The organism is Pseudoxanthomonas sp. 22568, from assembly GCF_052044485.1.
Lineage (GTDB): Bacteria > Pseudomonadota > Gammaproteobacteria > Xanthomonadales > Xanthomonadaceae > Pseudoxanthomonas_A > Pseudoxanthomonas_A beigongshangi.
The window spans coordinates 1-16112 of the sequence record NZ_JBQENC010000001.1 but is presented as its reverse complement, the minus strand read 5'-3'; the positions used below and the strand labels follow the sequence as shown (position 1 = coordinate 16112).

The 16112-nt window shown below is 68.5% G+C and carries 14 protein-coding genes and 2 pseudogenes; 9 read left to right on the top strand and 7 right to left on the bottom strand.

Features of this window, described 5'->3' with window-relative positions; translation table 11 throughout:
- Positions 1 to 144: 144 nt before the first annotated feature.
- Positions 145 to 1317: a serine hydrolase domain-containing protein gene (locus tag ACTJI2_RS00080; protein WP_440840668.1), complete on the bottom strand. Its 1173-nt coding sequence runs from the start codon at positions 1315 to 1317 to the stop codon at positions 145 to 147.
- A 271-nt stretch (positions 1318 to 1588) separates the two neighbouring features.
- Between ACTJI2_RS00080 and ACTJI2_RS00075 the strand changes: the two genes are divergently transcribed.
- Positions 1589 to 1810, top strand: coding sequence for a SymE family type I addiction module toxin (locus tag ACTJI2_RS00075; protein WP_440840667.1), 222 nt, complete (start codon positions 1589 to 1591; stop codon positions 1808 to 1810).
- 44 nt (positions 1811 to 1854) lie between these two features.
- Here ACTJI2_RS00075 and rlmKL read toward each other — a convergent pair whose 3' ends face one another.
- The 4 genes from rlmKL to ACTJI2_RS00055 form a co-directional block, all read right to left on the bottom strand.
- Entirely contained in the window at positions 1855 to 3987 is a 2133-nt protein-coding gene (gene rlmKL, locus ACTJI2_RS00070) for a bifunctional 23S rRNA (guanine(2069)-N(7))-methyltransferase RlmK/23S rRNA (guanine(2445)-N(2))-methyltransferase RlmL (protein ID WP_440840666.1), read from the bottom strand.
- Positions 3988 to 4093: 106 nt separating this feature from the next.
- A complete protein-coding gene (locus ACTJI2_RS00065) occupies positions 4094 to 5707 on the bottom strand; it encodes an ABC-F family ATP-binding cassette domain-containing protein (RefSeq protein WP_440840665.1) in 1614 nt (537 codons plus the stop codon).
- Between the two features lie 182 nt (positions 5708 to 5889).
- Positions 5890 to 6432: a hypothetical protein gene (locus tag ACTJI2_RS00060; RefSeq protein WP_440840664.1), complete on the bottom strand. Its 543-nt coding sequence runs from the start codon at positions 6430 to 6432 to the stop codon at positions 5890 to 5892.
- Complete coding sequence (locus ACTJI2_RS00055) at positions 6429 to 6920, bottom strand: MOSC domain-containing protein (protein WP_440840663.1); 492 nt, start codon at positions 6918 to 6920, stop codon at positions 6429 to 6431. Before ACTJI2_RS00055 ends, ACTJI2_RS00060 begins: the two co-directional genes overlap by 4 nt.
- Before the next feature lie 86 nt (positions 6921 to 7006).
- Here ACTJI2_RS00055 and ACTJI2_RS00050 point away from each other — a divergent pair, with 86 nt between their 5' ends.
- From ACTJI2_RS00050 to ACTJI2_RS00030, 5 genes are all read left to right on the top strand, one after another.
- Positions 7007 to 7573 (top strand): N-acetylmuramoyl-L-alanine amidase, encoded by a 567-nt coding sequence (locus ACTJI2_RS00050; RefSeq protein WP_440840661.1) that lies wholly within the window; start codon positions 7007 to 7009, stop codon positions 7571 to 7573.
- Between the two features lie 211 nt (positions 7574 to 7784).
- Positions 7785 to 8699, top strand: a complete 915-nt coding sequence (gene tesB, locus ACTJI2_RS00045) for an acyl-CoA thioesterase II (RefSeq protein ID WP_318287498.1) — start codon at positions 7785 to 7787, stop codon at positions 8697 to 8699.
- Between the two features lie 6 nt (positions 8700 to 8705).
- Entirely contained in the window at positions 8706 to 9230 is a 525-nt protein-coding gene (locus ACTJI2_RS00040; RefSeq protein WP_440840659.1) for a pathogenicity-like protein, read from the top strand.
- A 68-nt stretch (positions 9231 to 9298) separates the two neighbouring features.
- A complete protein-coding gene (locus tag ACTJI2_RS00035) occupies positions 9299 to 10537 on the top strand; it encodes an RNA polymerase sigma factor (protein ID WP_440840657.1) in 1239 nt (412 codons plus the stop codon).
- Positions 10538 to 11005: 468 nt separating this feature from the next.
- A complete protein-coding gene (locus ACTJI2_RS00030) occupies positions 11006 to 12151 on the top strand; it encodes an RNA polymerase sigma factor (RefSeq protein WP_440840656.1) in 1146 nt (381 codons plus the stop codon).
- 361 nt (positions 12152 to 12512) lie between these two features.
- Here the strand turns inward: ACTJI2_RS00030 and ACTJI2_RS00025 are convergent.
- Both ACTJI2_RS00025 and ACTJI2_RS00020 read right to left on the bottom strand, forming a co-directional pair.
- Positions 12513 to 12587, bottom strand: a pseudogene (locus ACTJI2_RS00025) (hypothetical protein); the annotation flags it as partial.
- Positions 12588 to 12614: 27 nt separating this feature from the next.
- Positions 12615 to 13229 (bottom strand): annotated as a pseudogene (locus ACTJI2_RS00020) (EF-hand domain-containing protein); the annotation flags it as partial.
- Positions 13230 to 13375: 146 nt separating this feature from the next.
- Here ACTJI2_RS00020 and ACTJI2_RS00015 point away from each other — a divergent pair.
- The 3 genes from ACTJI2_RS00015 to ACTJI2_RS00005 are packed head-to-tail and all read left to right on the top strand — an operon-like array spanning position 13376 to position 15960.
- Positions 13376 to 13963, top strand: a complete 588-nt coding sequence (locus tag ACTJI2_RS00015) for a phosphatase PAP2 family protein (protein ID WP_440840655.1) — start codon at positions 13376 to 13378, stop codon at positions 13961 to 13963.
- Positions 13963 to 14700, top strand: coding sequence for an arginyltransferase (locus ACTJI2_RS00010; protein ID WP_183638119.1), 738 nt, complete (start codon positions 13963 to 13965; stop codon positions 14698 to 14700). Before ACTJI2_RS00015 ends, ACTJI2_RS00010 begins: the two co-directional genes overlap by 1 nt.
- Positions 14701 to 14745: 45 nt before the next feature.
- Positions 14746 to 15960: an endonuclease/exonuclease/phosphatase family protein gene (locus tag ACTJI2_RS00005; protein ID WP_440840653.1), complete on the top strand. Its 1215-nt coding sequence runs from the start codon at positions 14746 to 14748 to the stop codon at positions 15958 to 15960.
- The last annotated feature ends 152 nt before the right edge of the window (positions 15961 to 16112 follow it).

Sequence of the window (16112 nt, the reverse complement as noted above, 5' to 3'; positions counted from 1 at the left end):
TCAATAGGCGGATCAGCATCACAGCGTCAGAAAATCCACACCGCCCCTGTTCTTGCAACCGGGCCAATCCCCTCTGTCGAGTGGATGTCATTTCGGCCAGAAACACTAGCCAAGCCGGGGCGCAAAATGCGACCGGGACAGGCTCTAACCAGAGACGTTTTCTCGCGCAGCGATTCGCTCAACCAGTGTATTGATCGCTGCCTCCATGGCGCCCGCAGTTTGGGCGCCGCTTTGGTTGGTGATCACGAAAATTCCCAAATCGTACTTCGGCAGGATGTAGATGTAGCACTGCGAGCGGGGCACGCCGCCATGATGGGCGTAGTAAACACCCTTCAAGCGGTCGCCGGCGACGATGTTCCAGAAATAGCCGATGCTGAACTCGTAATCGAATTTCACAAGCGTACGATGCGACTCCTTCACCACGGGCCCGTCGGCCAACTGGAATTCAAGGTACTTCACCATCTCCGGGACAGTCGCCTTCACGTTTCCGGATGCGCCCCAGGGCAACTGGGGCATCGGCGTTGTCGGTACCGCGTTGTCGCTGTGATAGCCGATCGCAAGTCGGGGAATTTCGGCATCGCTCAGTCTGATTCCGAGGTCCGTCATCGCCGCGGAATCGCGAAAGAATCCGCGTAACAGAGACTCGTAGTCGCTCTTGTATACCGTTTCCAGAATATGCGCCGTCAACTCGGTTCCGGCACTGGAGTAGGCGTAGTCTTTTCCGGGCGCCTCGTGAATCTCGACAGCGTGCAGGTCCCTGAAGAAATCAGCCTTGTCGTAGCGCGCATAGATGGCATTGAGCTCTTGGGGCGTACGCTGATCGGTGAAGTCCGCGAGTACCGTGTTCGCGCGTTCCGGCAACATGTTCGGCAGCCCGCTCGTATGCGACAGCAGGTGACGGATGCGAATGGGATCGCCCTTGTACTGCAGGTTCGGATAGTCCCCTTGCAGATACCTCCGAACATCATCATCCAAACCAAGCCTGCGCTCCAGGACGGCATTGGCCATCAGGGTTCCCGCCAGGGTCTTGCTCAGCGAACCGATTTCGTAGAGGGTCGCATCGGTCGGAGGGCCCGGCCTGCCAGCTTCCATGTCGCCGCGATGACGGATGAATTGCTGGCCCCGATATACGACTGCGATCGAGGTCGAGTGCAGCAATGGCTGCTCTATCAGTGTTGCGGCGACCTCATCGATGTCCGCTCCTAGATCCTGCGCAGGCACATGCTCGCCCTTGCAACCCGCAGCCAAGAGCGCGGCGGACAATACGAAGTAGTTGAACCACGGCCTGTTTCGAACAATCCTCGAGATCGCTTGCATGCGTCAGTGCTTGAAGGGCCGTGAAAAGGATTCCCAAGATAGCCGATTGCCGGCGCCAGCGCCTGCATCTGTTCTCGCAGAAGCCGACCCAGGCGCCAACCAGAAGACGGGTGTGGAAGTCCGCTTCGGGGCATAAGCCGTCAACCGACAAACAGCGTCATGGTCTTCAGCCTTTGAGGGACTAGTTTAGTCCTCTGTGCTCAACACACCTCCCCCGCTAGCGGTGTCCGCGTCCGTCCTCGCGGTTTTCCGATATCGACCGGAGGCCAACATGGCAGGCAACAAATCCCACCGCCCCTTCCCGCGTGAGCGCCAACTCAAAACCGGCTACGCCTATTACCCACACACCGGCAAGGGCCGCCCCACCCCGCCCTTCCCCTCGCTGCGCCTGCAAGGCCGCTGGCTGGAACAGGCCGGCTTTTCAATTGGCCAGACCATCCGGATACGCATACGCGCCGGCCGTCTGGTGCTGGAGCCGGTGAAGTCGGATTAGTGGGTATGGCCGCCGCCCCGATCTGCGGGGCGGCGGTATCCGGCTCAGAAGCGGGTGAGCTTCCAGCAGCGGTGGATGCGGGCGTTGCGCTCGAAATCCGGGGGGATGGTCTGCGGGGTGATGTCCTCGCAGCGGGCGAAGGCGGCGATTTCGTTTTCGTCCAGGCGGAAGCGGCGGAAGTTGTTGCTGAAGTACAGCACGCCGTTGGGCGCCAGTCGGGCGACCGCCGCGCGCAGCAGGCGCACGTGTTCCTTCTGGATGTCGAAGTCGTCGGCGCGGGCGGAGTTGGAGAAGGTGGGCGGGTCGCAGAAGATCAGGTCGTATTCGCCCTGCTCGGCTTCCAGCCAGCGCACGGCGTCGGCCTGCACGAGGCGGTGGTGGGCGCCGCCGAAGTTATTGCCGGCCAGATTGCGCCCGCACCATTCCAGGTAGGTGCCGGACAGGTCCACGCTGGTGGTGGTGGCCGCGCCGCCGACGGCGGCCTGCACGCTGGCGACACCGGTGTAGCTGAAAAGGTTGAGGAAGCGCTTGCCGCGCGCTTCCTGGGCCATGCGCCGGCGCAGCGGGCGGTGATCCAGGAACAGGCCGGTGTCGAGGTAGTCGAACAGGTTGACCTGCAGGCGGGCGTTGTTTTCCCGCACCCACAGGGTCTGATCCTTTTGATCGAAGCGGCCGTACTTGCTGCCGCCCTTGCCACGTGCGCGCGACTTGATCGCCACCCGCTCCGGCGGCACGGCGAAGACTTCGCGCGCGGCGGCCAGCAGTTCGCTGAAACGGCGGCGCACGTCGGTTTCCGGGATGCTGGCCGGGGCGGCGTATTCCTGGATGTGCAGGTAGGTGCCGCCGTCGTTCTCGGCTTCGTACACGTCGATGGCGGCGGCGTATTCGGGCAGGTCGGCGTCGTAGGCGCGGTAGCAGGTGACGTCCTCGCGGGCGCGCCAGCTCTTGAGCTTCTTGAGGTTCTTGCGGATGCGGTTGGCGACCATCTGCGCGCTTTCGCTGAGCGGGCGCGGTTCGCTGCGCTCGCGGGCGGGCGCGGCGACGGTATCGCAGACGATCAGGGCGCACTCGATGGCGCCGTTGAACACCTGGTACTTCTTCTGCGCGCGCAGGCCGGTGGCGTGGGCCAGATCGGCGTTGCCGCACAGCAGGCTGGCACGCCAGCCGGGCACGGCGCGCTGCAGCGCGTCACCGAGCATGCGATACAGCGCCGCATCGGCGGCCAAGCGTTCGTCGTAGGGCGGATTGCAGACCACCAGGCCGCTACCTTCGCCGGGAGCTTCCAGCTGGGCGACGTCGCGGGTCTGGAATTGAATCTGTCCGGCCAGGCCCGCCAGGGTCGCGTTCTCGTTGGCGGCACGGATGGCGCGTGAATCCAGATCGCTGCCGAAGAAACGCGGTTGCAGCGCGCGACGGCCCTCGGTCTCGCGGGCGACGGCGTCGGCGAACAGATCGCGCCAGGCCTGCGTGTCGAAGCCCAGCCAGCGCGTCGGCAGCGCGTTGCCGTGGCGTTGCAGGCCGGGGGCGACGTCGGCCGCCATCAGCGCGCCTTCAATCAGCAAGGTGCCGCTACCGCACATGGGATCCAGCAGCGCGCCACCGGCGTGGTACAGCGCCGGCCAGCTGCCGCGCATCAGCACGCCGGCGGCGAGGTTTTCCTTCAACGGCGCCTCGTTCTGCTCGCGGCGCCAGCCGCGGCGGTGCATCGGACCACCGCCGAGGTCAATCGACAGCGTGGCGCGGCCCTTGCGCAGCGACAGGTTGATGCGCACGTCCGGCTGTTCGACATCCACCGAGGGACGTTCCAGTCCCTGCTGGCGCAGGCGATCCACCACCGCGTCCTTGATCCGCTGGGCGGCATAGCGCGCGTGGGTGATGGTCTGGCCGGAGACGTGCGCGTCCACCGCGAGGGTGAGTTCCGGACGCAGGTGGTTTTCCCAGGCGATGGCGGCGGCACCGTCGTAGAGCGCCTGCTCGTCCGGGCAGTCGTAGTCGGCGATGGGCCACAGCACGCGGCTGGCCAGGCGCGACCACAGCACGGCGCGCTGGGCGTCGCCCAGTTCGCCTTCGACGTTGACGCCGGCGATGGTGGCGGTGGCGCGATGGGCGCCCAGCGCCGTCAGCTCGTCGGCGAGCAGGTACTCCAGGCCCTTGGCGCAGGAAACAAAGAACTTCAAGTGGACTCCGGAACTCGGGACGACGGGGCGCGGACGGGCGCGGTTTTGCCGGGCAATTTTGCCGGATCGGGGCTGGAAACACACGGAAAACCGGCCCCGCGCGCGCTCAGGCGAGCGACAGGGCCCAGCTTTCCCGCAACAGGTGCAGGCGGTGGGTCAGGTCCAGCCGCTCCAGCAGGGCCTCGTCGTGGGAGACCACGGCCAGCGCGCCGCGGTACTGGCGCAGCATGCTTTCCAGCGCCTCCAGCCCGGCCAGATCCAGATGGTTGCCGGGTTCGTCCAGCAACAGCAGACCGGCCGGCTGCGCGGCGTACATCACGCAGGCCAGCGCGGCCTTGAGGCGCTCGCCGCCGCTGAGTTTCGCGCTGGGGCCGTCGATGTGGCCGGCGTCCAGCCCGAGCAGCGCCAGCCGGGTGCGCAGCGCGGCCTCGCCGGCATCCGGGTTGGCCTCGCGCAGCTGCGCCAGCACGCTGGCGTCGGGATCCAGCCCGGCCAGGCGCTGATCCAGCCATGCCACCGGCACGTGCGCGCGGCGGCGCCCGGACAGCGGCGGCACCTGCCCGGCCAGCACCTTGAGCAGCGTGGATTTTCCGCTGCCGTTGGCGCCGGTGATGCCGATGCGCTGGCGGCCGGTGATCGACAGGTTCACGCCGTGGGCGGTGGCGGGCACGAACGGCAGCACCGCGTCTTCCAGGCGCAGGGCGATGCGGTCCTGCGCGGAAGTCGCATCGGGCGCGAACAGGGCCAGTTCCACCGTCGGCTCCTGCCTGCGCGCGGCCTCGCGCAACTGCGCGCCGAGTTGTTCGCGCGCGGCCTGCTGGCGGGCGGCGAAGCGGCCGGCGCTATCCTCGCTGCGATCCTTGCGCAGGCCCATCAGGATCGGCGCCTGGTTGGCGTCGCGCGCGTCGCGGTTGCCGCGTGCCTGCCGACGCTGCTGGCGTTCGCGCTGTTCGCGCAGCGCGCGTTCCTGGCGCTGCACGGCGGCTTTGGTCTGTTCGAGCTCGCGTTGCGCCTGCGCCTGTTCCTCGTCCTTGCGCGCGGCGTAGAAACCGTAGCCGCCACCGTAGGTCCGCAGGCCGTGCGGCGACAGTTCCTCGATACGGGCGAAGGTGTCGAGCAGGCGGCGGTCGTGGCTGATCACCAGCAGGCCGTTCTGCCATTGCGCGAGTTGCGCGTGCAGGCGCTGGCGTTGCGGCGCGTCGAGGTGGTTGCTGGGCTCGTCGAGAATCAGGAAGTCGGCCTCGGACAGGAAGGCGCCGGCCAGCGCCACGCGCATCGCCTCGCCGCCGCTGAGGGTGTCGGCGGCGCGATCCGGCGCGAGACCCGGCAGGCCCTGCGCGTCCAATGCCTGCGCGAGTTGCTGGCGGATGTCCCAGCGATCGCCCAATGCATCGAAATCGCGCACGTCGGCGCTGCCGGCCTCGATGCGCGCGAGCGCGTCCAGCGGGCCATCGACACCGGCGAGCGAGGCGACGGTGGCGCCGGGCGGCACGCGGATCTGTTGCGGCAGGTAGTGCACGCGGCCGCTGGCGGCGCGCTTGCCGGCGGTCGGTTCGACCTCTCCGGCCAGCAGGCGCGCAAGCACGCTCTTGCCGACGCCATTGCGCCCCACCAGCCCGGTCGGACGGCCGTCCAGGTGCAGGTCGAGATCGGAGAAAAGGATCCTGCCGTCGGGCAGGGACAGCGACGCGCGGTCGAGCGTCAGGAAAGGATTCGTCATGCGGATTCCATGTGATGCCACAAGAACTCCCTCGGCGCGGGGCCGGCGGGAACCTGGGCCGTCTGAAGCGACGGCGGCATCAATGGCGCATGGGCGTGGACACCTGGGACGAATCGAGGCCGCGATTCTAGCGGCAGTCGCGCGCCCGCGGCCAGACGCGGGCTGAACGCGGTGCGGAGGAGTTACAGCGAGGCCAGCAGTTGGCCGAAGGCGTCGGCGGAAGCTTCGACGTGCGAAGACAGGCGATGCGCGTCGTCGACCATCAGCAGGCGCGCGCGGCGGGCGTGGGCCCAGTCGACGACAAGCTGCGCGGGAATCAGTTCGTCATCCCAGCCGTGGATGACCGAAATCGGCACGGGCGCGGCGTCCAGTCCCGGCAGCGGCCCCATGGTGGTCGGCGGCGCCATCAGGAACAGGCCGCGCACCGGCACGTCCAGCGAGATGCGGCCGGCGATGTAGGCGCCGAGGCTGGAACCGGCGAGCACCAGCGGGCCGCGGCTGGCGGCGGCGAGCGCGAGGCCGCGCAGGCGCTCCAGCCGCGCGGGCACGTCGCCGAGCGAGCTGATGTCGCGGCGGGCGTCCAGATCGGTGTAGTCGGGGCGTTCGTGGGTCCAGCCCAGACGCTCGGCGACGTCCGCCAGCGCGGTGACCTTGGTGGCGTCGGGGCCGCTTTCGAAACCGTGCGAGAGGATGCAGTGGCCACGAAGCCGGGAGGGCTGGCTCACAGCGCCTCCACGCGATCGCCGATGCGGAACAAGCCGCCTTCCAGGATGCGCGCGCACAGGCCGCCGTGGCCACGCATGGCGTTGTAGCCGCCGGGGCCGAGCGCGTCTTCCATGCGCGAACAGGGATCGCATTCGTCGGTGCCTTCCAACACCACATCGCCGATGCGGAAGCGGCGCTCCTTCAGCGCGATCAGCGGAATGCCGGAGACCACCACATTCCGTCGCAGCAGCGCCGGTTGCAGATCCGCACGCGCGGCCAGCGCGGCGATGGCCGGCAGGTGTTCGGCCTGGATGAGGGTGATGCCGCGCTTGCCGCTGCCGCCGGCATAGCGATCGCCGACCAGGCCGATGCCGGTGACGGCCTCGACCTGCTGCACCGGCACCATCACCACGTCGCGGGCGGGACGCAGGCCAATCCATTCGACCTGGCCGGCGCGCGGCAGGCGGGCCATCAACTGGGCAAGCGGGGAATCGGGAGACAGGGGCATGGGGGGCATCCCGCCGCGACGGCCGCGGCGCAGGCGGCCAGTTTACTTGAGCCGCGCGCCGGTATCGGCCTGCTAGCATGCCCGGCATGTCCGACGCGCCCGCCATCCACTCCGCTCCCCTGCCCTATGAAACCCGGCTGGAGCCGCGCCCGCTAGCGCAGGTGGATCTGGTGGTGATCCATTGCACCGAGCTGCCGGATCTGGCGACGGCGCGGCAATTTGGCGAGGAAATCCTGTATCCGGGGTCGGGCACCGGCAACAGTGGGCACTTCTACATCGATCGCGACGGCAACGTGCACCAGTACGTGGCGCTGGATCGGGTGGCGCACCATGTGCGCGGTTACAACCCGCGGGCGATCGGGATCGAACTGGTGAACATCGGGCGCTATCCGCATTGGCTGGCGAGTGATCATCAGCGGATGGAGGAGTCGTATACCGCGGCGCAGATCGAGGCATTGATTGCGCTGCTGCGCTGGCTGCCTTCGCAGCTGCCGGCGTTGCGGTGGATTGCCGGGCATGAGGATCTGGATCGGACGACGGAGCCGGCGAGCGATGATCCGGCCGTGCAAGTGCAGCGGAAGCTGGATCCGGGGCCGATGTTTCCGTGGGAACGGGTGATGGCGGCGGTGGGGCTGGCGCGGTTGAAGCCCTGACGGAATTTCCATGTAGGAGCGANCGCTCCTACAGGGCGTGGGTTTCCCGCCAAAAGCAAATCCCCCTCGGTCCCCCTTCTGCGAAGGGGGAGGCAAGAGCGGGGTTGTCGCTGGTCCGAGGCTCCAATCTCGAATCCCCAATCCCCAATCCCGGCCCTAAAGCCCCGCCCCGTATAATCCCCAGCCTCCCGCACCCGCCCTGCGAGCCGCCGTGTCTTCCAATCCTGAACCCGTCGTCAGCGAACTCATCGACCTGCTCTCGCTGGAGCGGCTGGAGGACAACCTGTTCCGGGGCCAGAGCCGCGATATCGGCACCAAGTACGTGTTCGGCGGGCAGGTGCTGGGACAGGCGCTGTCGGCCGCGCAGGCGACGGTGGAGGGTGAAGGCGAGCGCCGCGCGCATTCGCTGCATGCCTACTTCCTGCGCGCCGGCAACATCGAGGCGCCGATTGTCTACGAGGTGGATCGCACGCGCGATGGCGGCAGTTTCTCGGTGCGCCGGGTCACGGCGATCCAGCATGGGCGGGTGATCTTCTTCTGCGCGGCCTCGTTCCAGGGCGAGGAAGCCGGCGCGGAACACCAGTTGTCGATGCCCGAGGTGCCGCAGCCCGAGGACGTGACGCCGGCGCCGCCGGTGCCGGCCGAGGTGATGGCGACGCTGCCGATCAAGGTGCAGCGCTGGCTGTCGCGGCGCGGGCCGTTCGAGTTCCGCCACGTGTATCCGCGCGACGAACTGAATCCGCCCAAGCGGCCGCCGTTCCAGCAGGTGTGGTTCCGGCTGAGCGAGAAAGTGGGTGATTCGCCGGAACTGCATCGCGCGCTGCTGGCCTATGCCTCCGATTTCCAGTTGCTGGGCACGGCGACCTATCCGCACGGCATCAGCTATTACCAGCCGAACGTGCAGATGGCCTCGCTGGATCACGCGCTGTGGTTCCACCGCCCGTTCCGCGCCGACGACTGGCTGCTGTATTCAATCGACAGCCCCAGCGCGCAGGGTTCGCGCGGGCTGGCGCGCGGGCAGATCTTCGATCGCCATGGCCGGCTGGTCGCCAGCACCGCCCAGGAAGGCCTGATCCGGGTGGTGCCCGACGCCCACGCTGCGGCGGCCGTGCCGGCGAAGGACTGATCGACGATGCGCCAGATTTTCACCAGCCAGCGTCTGGAAACCGTCGAGGGTGTGGCCAAGCTGCTGCGCGACGCCGGCATCGAGGTCCACATCAGCAACGAGCGCTCGTATCGCGGCAAGCGCGGCAGCCAGTTCCGCTATACCGAACCGGTGCCGAAGGGCCTGCAGCCGGCGGTGTGGGTGCGGCATCCGGAAGACCAGCCGCGCGCGCGCCAGATCCTGCGCGACGCCGGGCTGCTGGAAACCACCCGCCCCGGCGCGGGTCCGGCGCCGCTGACCTTCACCAGCACCCAGGACGATCCGCCGAAGCGCAACTCCTGGGCCTGGCGCATCCGCCTGATCCTGCTGGGCCTGATTGCGGTGGCGGCGGTGTTCACGGTGCTGCGCCACCGCGCGCCGCGCCCGGCCGCACCCGCTCCGGCGCCGGCCACGGCACCCGCCACGCCCACGCAGCCGGCACCCGCGCCCGCCGACGAGACCGAGGAAGACGACGCGGTGCGGGTACAGGTGAAGCCGGCCTCCGAAGGCTGATCCGGCCCGGTCACATTTTTCGGGCGGTCTCGTCCCGGGGACCAGGAACCCAAGGAAGCCTCGCCCGGATGAATGCCCAGACCCTCGACCTGATGCTGCAGCACGAGTTGCCCGCCGCCGCGCGCGGCAATCAGGATGCCTATGGCCGCATCGTCAGCGCCTGCCAGAACACGGTCACCGCGATCGCCTACGCCATCACCCGCGACGTGCAGGCCAGCGAGGACATCGCGCAGGAAGCCTTCCTGCGCGCCTGGCAGCGGCTGGACCGCCTGAAGAACAGCGCCAGCTTCCTGCCCTGGCTGCGCCAGATCACCCGCAACCTGGCGCGCGACTACCTGCGCACCCAGCACCACAAGCCGATGTCGGGCGAAGCGGCGGAACTGGCGATCACCCTGACCGCCGATCCCTCGCCCTCGCCAGCCGAACGCCTGCTGCGCACCGAGGAGGAAATCGCCGCCGCCGACATCATTTCGTCGCTGCCGGAGGACGCCCGCGAAACCCTGCTGCTGTTCTATCGCGAAGGGCAGAGCTCGCTGCAGGTGGCCGAGTTGCTGGGCCTGAGCGACGCGGCGGTGCGCAAGCGCCTGTCGCGTGCGCGCGGCATCGTGCGCGAGGAAATGCTGAAGCGTTTCGGCGAGTTCGCCCGCTCCACCGCGCCCGGCGCGGCCTTCACCGTGCTGGTGGTCAGCGGACTGATGGGTGCGGCGCCGGTCGCCAGCGCCGCCATCGCCATCGGCGCCGGCGCGGTCGGCGTGGGTTCGGCCAGCGCCGGCAAGCTGGGCGCCAGCGGGCTGGGCATTTCGTCGCTGTCCGGCGGCACCGCGATGGGCACGCTGATGGGCGCCTACGACACGCTGGCCCACGGCGGCGTCACCGCCGGTTTCTCGCTGGGCGCGGTGATTGGCGGCGTGGTCGGTGGTGCGCTGGGCACGTACTTCGGTGGCCGCCTGCTGCTGAGTTTTGCCGATACCGAGACCGAGCGCGCGCAGTTGCGCCGCTTCATCCGCATGAACACCGCTACCGCGGCGGCGGTCGGTGTCAGCATCATGGCCGCCGCCACGCTCAGCCGCAGTTGGTTGCCGATGACGCTGGCGGCGGCGATCGGCATGGCCGTCATCAACTACCAGTGCCTGGTGCCGCTGCGCCGGATGATGAAGCCCATGGTGGCGCGCGATATCGCCCGGCGTGGACACAAACGCGGCGCGTGGCTCTACGAGAGCATGTACGGCGCGACCGGCGTGGTGCTTGCCTCGGTGCTGGCATTGGGCGGGATGATCGTGTCGATGAAGGTGTCGGGGCGGTTTTGAGTTTTCTGGGGCGTTGCAGGTTTCCGGAGGCTTCGGTTTTTTCCAGTCGCCGCCGCTTCCGTGCCCGTCATCCCAGCGAACGCTGAAGAATCTTGCCCCCATCCCAACCTTCCCCCGCACGCGGGGGAAGGGGCGGAGCAGGCATCAGCTCCTTCAGCAAAATGGCAGCGTACGGATACCGCTCCCTCCCCCGCTTGCGGGGGAGGGCTGGGGTGGGGGCCAACGCCGCAGCCCGCTCCCGTACCGCTTCCCGCGAACCTGGATGCATCCGGAGTGGATTCCAGCTTGCGCTGGCATGACGGCACGAGTGTTTCCGGATTGCCCTGCCCCGTCATCCAGGCGAACGCTGGAACCTTGCCCCCATCCCAACCTTCCCCCGCACGCGGGGGAAGGGGCGGAAAAGGCGCCGGGTCACATCGCGTCTCCCCGGGCGTCTGTGCTTCCATAGCCGCCTGGAGCCGACCGCCGATGACCGCCGCCACGCTGGAACTGACCCTGCGCCATGAATTTCCCGCCGCCCAGCGGGGCGACCGCGATGCCTACGGGCGGATCATCGGTGCGTGCCAGAACACCGTCACCGCGATCGCCTACGCGATCACCCGCGACGTGCACGCCAGCGAGGACATCGCCCAGGAAGCCTTCCTGAAGGCCTGGAAGCACCTGGGCAGCCTGAAGAACCCGGACAGCCTGCTGCCGTGGCTGCGCCAGATCACCCGCAACCTGGCTCGCGACCACCTGCGCGCCGGGCAGCACCGGCCGATGACCGGCGAAGTGGCCGACATCGCCATCGAACTGGCCACCGACACCGCGCCAACCCCGGCGGAAATGGTGCTGCAAACCGAGCAGGAACGGGTGGCCGCCGACGTCATCGCCGCGCTGCCGGAAGACAGCCGCGAAGTGTTGTTGCTGTACTACCGCGAGAGCCAGAGTTCGCAGCAGGTCGCGCAGTTGCTGGGACTGACCGACGCGGCGGTGCGCAAGCGCCTGTCGCGGGCGCGTGGCTACGTGCGCGAGGAATTGATGAAGCACTTCGGCGAGTTCGCCCGCAGCAGCGCGCCGGGCGCGGCGTTCGCCAGCATCGTGCTGGGCGCGCTGGCGGTGGGCGCGCCGCCGACCGCCGCCGCGGCGGTGCTGGGCACCGGTTCGGCGCTGGCCGGCAAGGGCCTGCTGAAGGTGCTGGGCGCGTCGTTCGGCGCGGTGGCCGTCGGCCTGGTTGGCGGCATCGGCTCGGTCTGGTTCGGCATCCGCAAGCAGTTGCGGGATCCGCTGGATGCGCGGGAACGGCGGGCGCTGATTGCCTACGGCACGGTCAACACGGCGATGATCCTGGCATTCCTGGCCGGCGCCCTCGCATTGCAGAAGGTACCGGGCTGGATTCCGCACCTGCTGCTCACCGCCGCCTATTGCGGCGGCATCATGTGGTCGTGCAGCCGCTGGCTGCCGCGCATCCTGGCGCGCCGGCGCGCGCGCGACATGCAACTGGACCCGGTGACCGAAACCGCCGACGCGGCACGCCGGCGCAAGTGGCAGATCATCGGGGTGACCGTGGGACTGGTGCTGGGGTTCGGCGGTCTGTTGTATGGGTTGGTTGCGAGTGGGCGGTTGGTGTTCTGAGCGGACGGCCGTTGGCGCCTCATTCGTCCACAAGCGGGCGAGCCTGGTGCCATGCGGCTCGGGACGTTTGGGGATGGATTCTGCCCGTACGCGATGTTTCCGGCCGTTTGATACCCCGTCGCGACTGACGTCGCTCCTACAACGGATTTGCGTGTAGGAGCGACGTAAGTCGCGACCGTGGTCGATGCCGGTTGAAGGACACTCTGCCGGGGATGGATGGCCGGGCGCCCGAAGATTTCCGGCCTTTGTCGCGACTGACGTCGCTCCTACAAATAATCCAGCAACTGCCAGGGAGCAGTCGCGAATGCGACACCGGCCGCGCGTGGCGGCCGGTGTGCGGTGGAACAGTGGCTTGTGCGGCTCAGCGCGGCGAACGCCGCTTCAGTTCGTCCTGGCTGAGGAAGCCGTCCTTGTTCGCGTCGAGCTGATCGAAGCGCTCGGCCAGGCGCGACTTGCCCTTGGCTTCGTCGCGGCTGATGCGGCCGTCCTTGTTGGCGTCGGCGGCCGTGAAGCGCTCAGCGCCACGCGCCTGCATGCGCTGCTGGAACTGCGCGCGCCGGTTGGCATCGGCGGTGTCGATCTCGGCGCGGGTCAGCTTGCCGTCCTTGTCGGTGTCGGCGCCGGCGAACCATTCGTCACGGCGCTGTTTGCCGCGCAGTTCGCGATCTTTGGCGTCGACATAGCCGTCGCCATTCGCATCCATCCTGGCGAAATGCTCGGCGAAGCGCGGCTGCTTGCCGGCCTCGGCCTTGCTGATGCGGCCGTCGCCGTCGGTGTCCAGTTGCTTCATCATGCCGCCTTGACCACGACGGTGGCCGCCGCCGTCCATGCCGTGTCGGCGATGCGGGCGTTCCTCGGCACTGAGCTTGCCGTCCTTGTTCTTGTCGAGCGTGTCGAAACGCTCGGCCAGGCGCGGATGCGCGGCGGCTTCGGCGCGATCCACGACGCCGTCGCCGTTCTTGTCCAGGGCCGGGCGCGAGGCGCCTGCGGCCGGCGCGGACTGGGTGGCGGCGAAGGCGGTGCCGGCGGCGAGCGCGGTCAGCACGGCCACCAGGAGCAGGGTCTTGTTGCGGGTCATGTTCGGGTTCTCCTGATCACGCGGCGCGGTTGCGCCACTGACCGGGAAAACGCCCGGCGGCCGCCACGGTTGACGCGGCGACGAACGGATTCAGCTTCCAGCCGGTCGCATGCGCCGCGACGACGGCCGCGCAGTATGCTGGCCGCATGGTCCACGCCTTCGCCCGCGCCATTTCCATTCTCGGACACCCGATGCTGGTGCTGCCGGTGGCGGCGCTGTTGCTGGCCACGCGCACCCTGGGCGCGCGCGAGGCGGCGTGGATGGCGTTGGGCTTCGCCGGGTTCGCCGCACTGGTGATGGGCTGGTCGGGATGGCAGGTGCGGCGTGGCCGCTGGCAGCACGTGGACGCGAGCCGGCACGAGGAACGCCGGACCTTGAACCGCTTCCTGCTGGTCGCGCTGACGCTGGCGGCGGTGCTGGGCTGGGTCGCCGGCCAGCCGTTGCAGCTGGCGCTGGGACTGATCCTGGCGGCGGCGCTGATCGCGGTGGCGATGCTGGGCGCGCGGTGGTGCAAGCTGTCGCTGCACATGGCCTTCGTCATCTATGCGGCGATCCTGCTGTCGCAGCTCCATCCGGCCTGGGGCATCGTCGGGTTGGCGTTCGCCGCGTTGGTGGCGTGGTCGCGGCTGAAACTGCGCCGGCACGTGCCGCGCGATCTGGTCGCCGGCGCGTTGGCCGGCGCGACGGCGGGCGGCCTGTTCGTCTGGCTCGCCCCGAAACTGGCGGGGGCGTGATGGGCAACAATCCTCCGCAGCCGGCCGAAGACCTGCGCCTGTTCCATACCGGCGAACATCCCTGCGGCTACTGGCCGGATCGCAACGCGCGCGATCTGGTGCTGGACCCGCGCGACCCGCGCCTGCCGATGTTCTATCCGAACGCGCTGGCGTGGGGTTTCCGCCGATCCGGCGACATCGTCTACCGACCGCATTGCCTGGGCTGCCAGGCATGCGTGGCGGTGCGGATTCCGGTGGAACGGTTCCAGCCGGATCGCAGCCAGCGCCGCTGCGCGCGGCAGAATCCGGACGTGGACGTGCGGGTAATGGTGGCCGAGCGCAGCGAGGAGCACGTCGCGCTGTACCAGCGCTACCTGACCGCACGGCATCCGCTGGGCGGCATGGACGATCACGGCGCGGTCGAGTTCGAGCAGTTCCTGATCGGCAGCTGGGCCAACAGCCGCTTCCTGGAACTGCGCGAACACGGACGGCTGCTGGCGGTGGCGGTCACCGACGTGTTGCCGGAAGCGCTGTCGGCGGTCTACACCTTCTACGATCCGGATCTGGCCGCGCGCGGGCTGGGCACGTTGGCGATCCTGCGCCAGATCGCCTGGGCGCGCCGCGAGGGCCTGCCGCACCTGTACCTGGGCTACTGGATCCACGGCCATCGCAAGATGGACTACAAGCGCCGCTTCCAGCCGCTGGAAGCCTACGACGGCCGCGGATGGCGGGACTTCCAGCCGCCGCCGGATCCGTAACCGCGCTGTCATCGGCGGCGCTGGCGCCCATGTCAGAATGGCGGCATGCGAACCTTCCTCCTGCCCGCCTGCCTGCTTTCCCTGCTCACTGCCTGCGTGAACGTCAACGTGCACGGTGATCCCGCCGCTACCCTCGCCGACAGCCCCGCGCGCCTACGCGTGGCCACCTACAACACCTCGCTGTACTCGGACGAAGCCGGCGGCGTGATCCGCGAACTGGAAGGCGACAGCGCGCATGCGCGCAAGATCGCCGCGGTGCTGCAGAAGGTGCGGCCGGATCTGGTGCTGCTCAACGAATTCGATTACGACGAGGCACATCGCGCGGCGGATCTGTTCCAGCAGCGTTATCTGGAAGTGGCCCAACCCGGCGGCGGCGAAGCGCTGCGCTATCCCTACCGCTACCTCGCGCCGGTCAACACCGGCGTACCCAGCGGGCTGGATCTGGACGACAACGGCGAGGCCGGCGGCGAAGGCCGCGCGCGCGGCAACGATGCCTGGGGCTACGGCCTGCATCCGGGCCAGTACGGGATGCTGGTGCTGTCGAAGCATCCCATCGATGCCGCGCAGGTGCGCACCTTCCAGTTGCTGCGCTGGAGCGCCCTGCCCGGCGCGGCGCGTCCGATCGATCCGGCCACCGGCAAATCCTGGTATCGCGACGAGGTGTGGTCCAAGCTGCGGCTGTCGTCGAAGTCGCACTGGGACGTGCCGGTGCGACTGCCCTCCGGCGTGGTGCATTTCCTGGTCTCGCATCCGACCCCGCCGGTATTCGACGGTCCGGAGGATCGCAATGGTGCGCGCAACCACGACGAGCTGCGCCTGTGGCACGAATACATCAGCGCGGGCGACAAGCCTTGGCTGTGCGATGACGCGGGCGTCTGCGGCGGGCTGGCGCAGGAGGCGCGCTTCATCATCGCCGGTGATCTCAACAACGATCCCGTCGATGGCGACGGCCGCCACGAGGCGATCCTGGAATTGCTGGAACATCCGCGGGTGATGCGCCATGCCACCCCGCAGAGCCGCGGTGGCGCCGAGACCGCCGAAGCCTACGCCGCCAAGGGCATCGCCCGTCGCGGCGCGCCCGGCCACGTCACCGGCGATTTCGGTCCGAAGGCCGGCGCGATGCGGCTGGACTACGTCCTGCCCTCGACCGGCTTCGCCTACGAGGGCGGCGGCGTGTTCTGGCCCGCGAAAGCGGAAGCCGACGCCGCCATCGCCGACGGCAGCGACCACCATCTGGTGTGGGCGGATTTGAAGCCCTGAGGGCTGATCATTTACCTGTAGGAGCGACGTAAGTCGCGACCGCAATCCAACCGATTGAGATAGAGCGCGACACACGGGGATGGTTGCTCGCACGCCCCAGCTGTTCCCGGCCCATTGATTTTCCCGTCGCGACTCACGTCGCTCCTACAGAG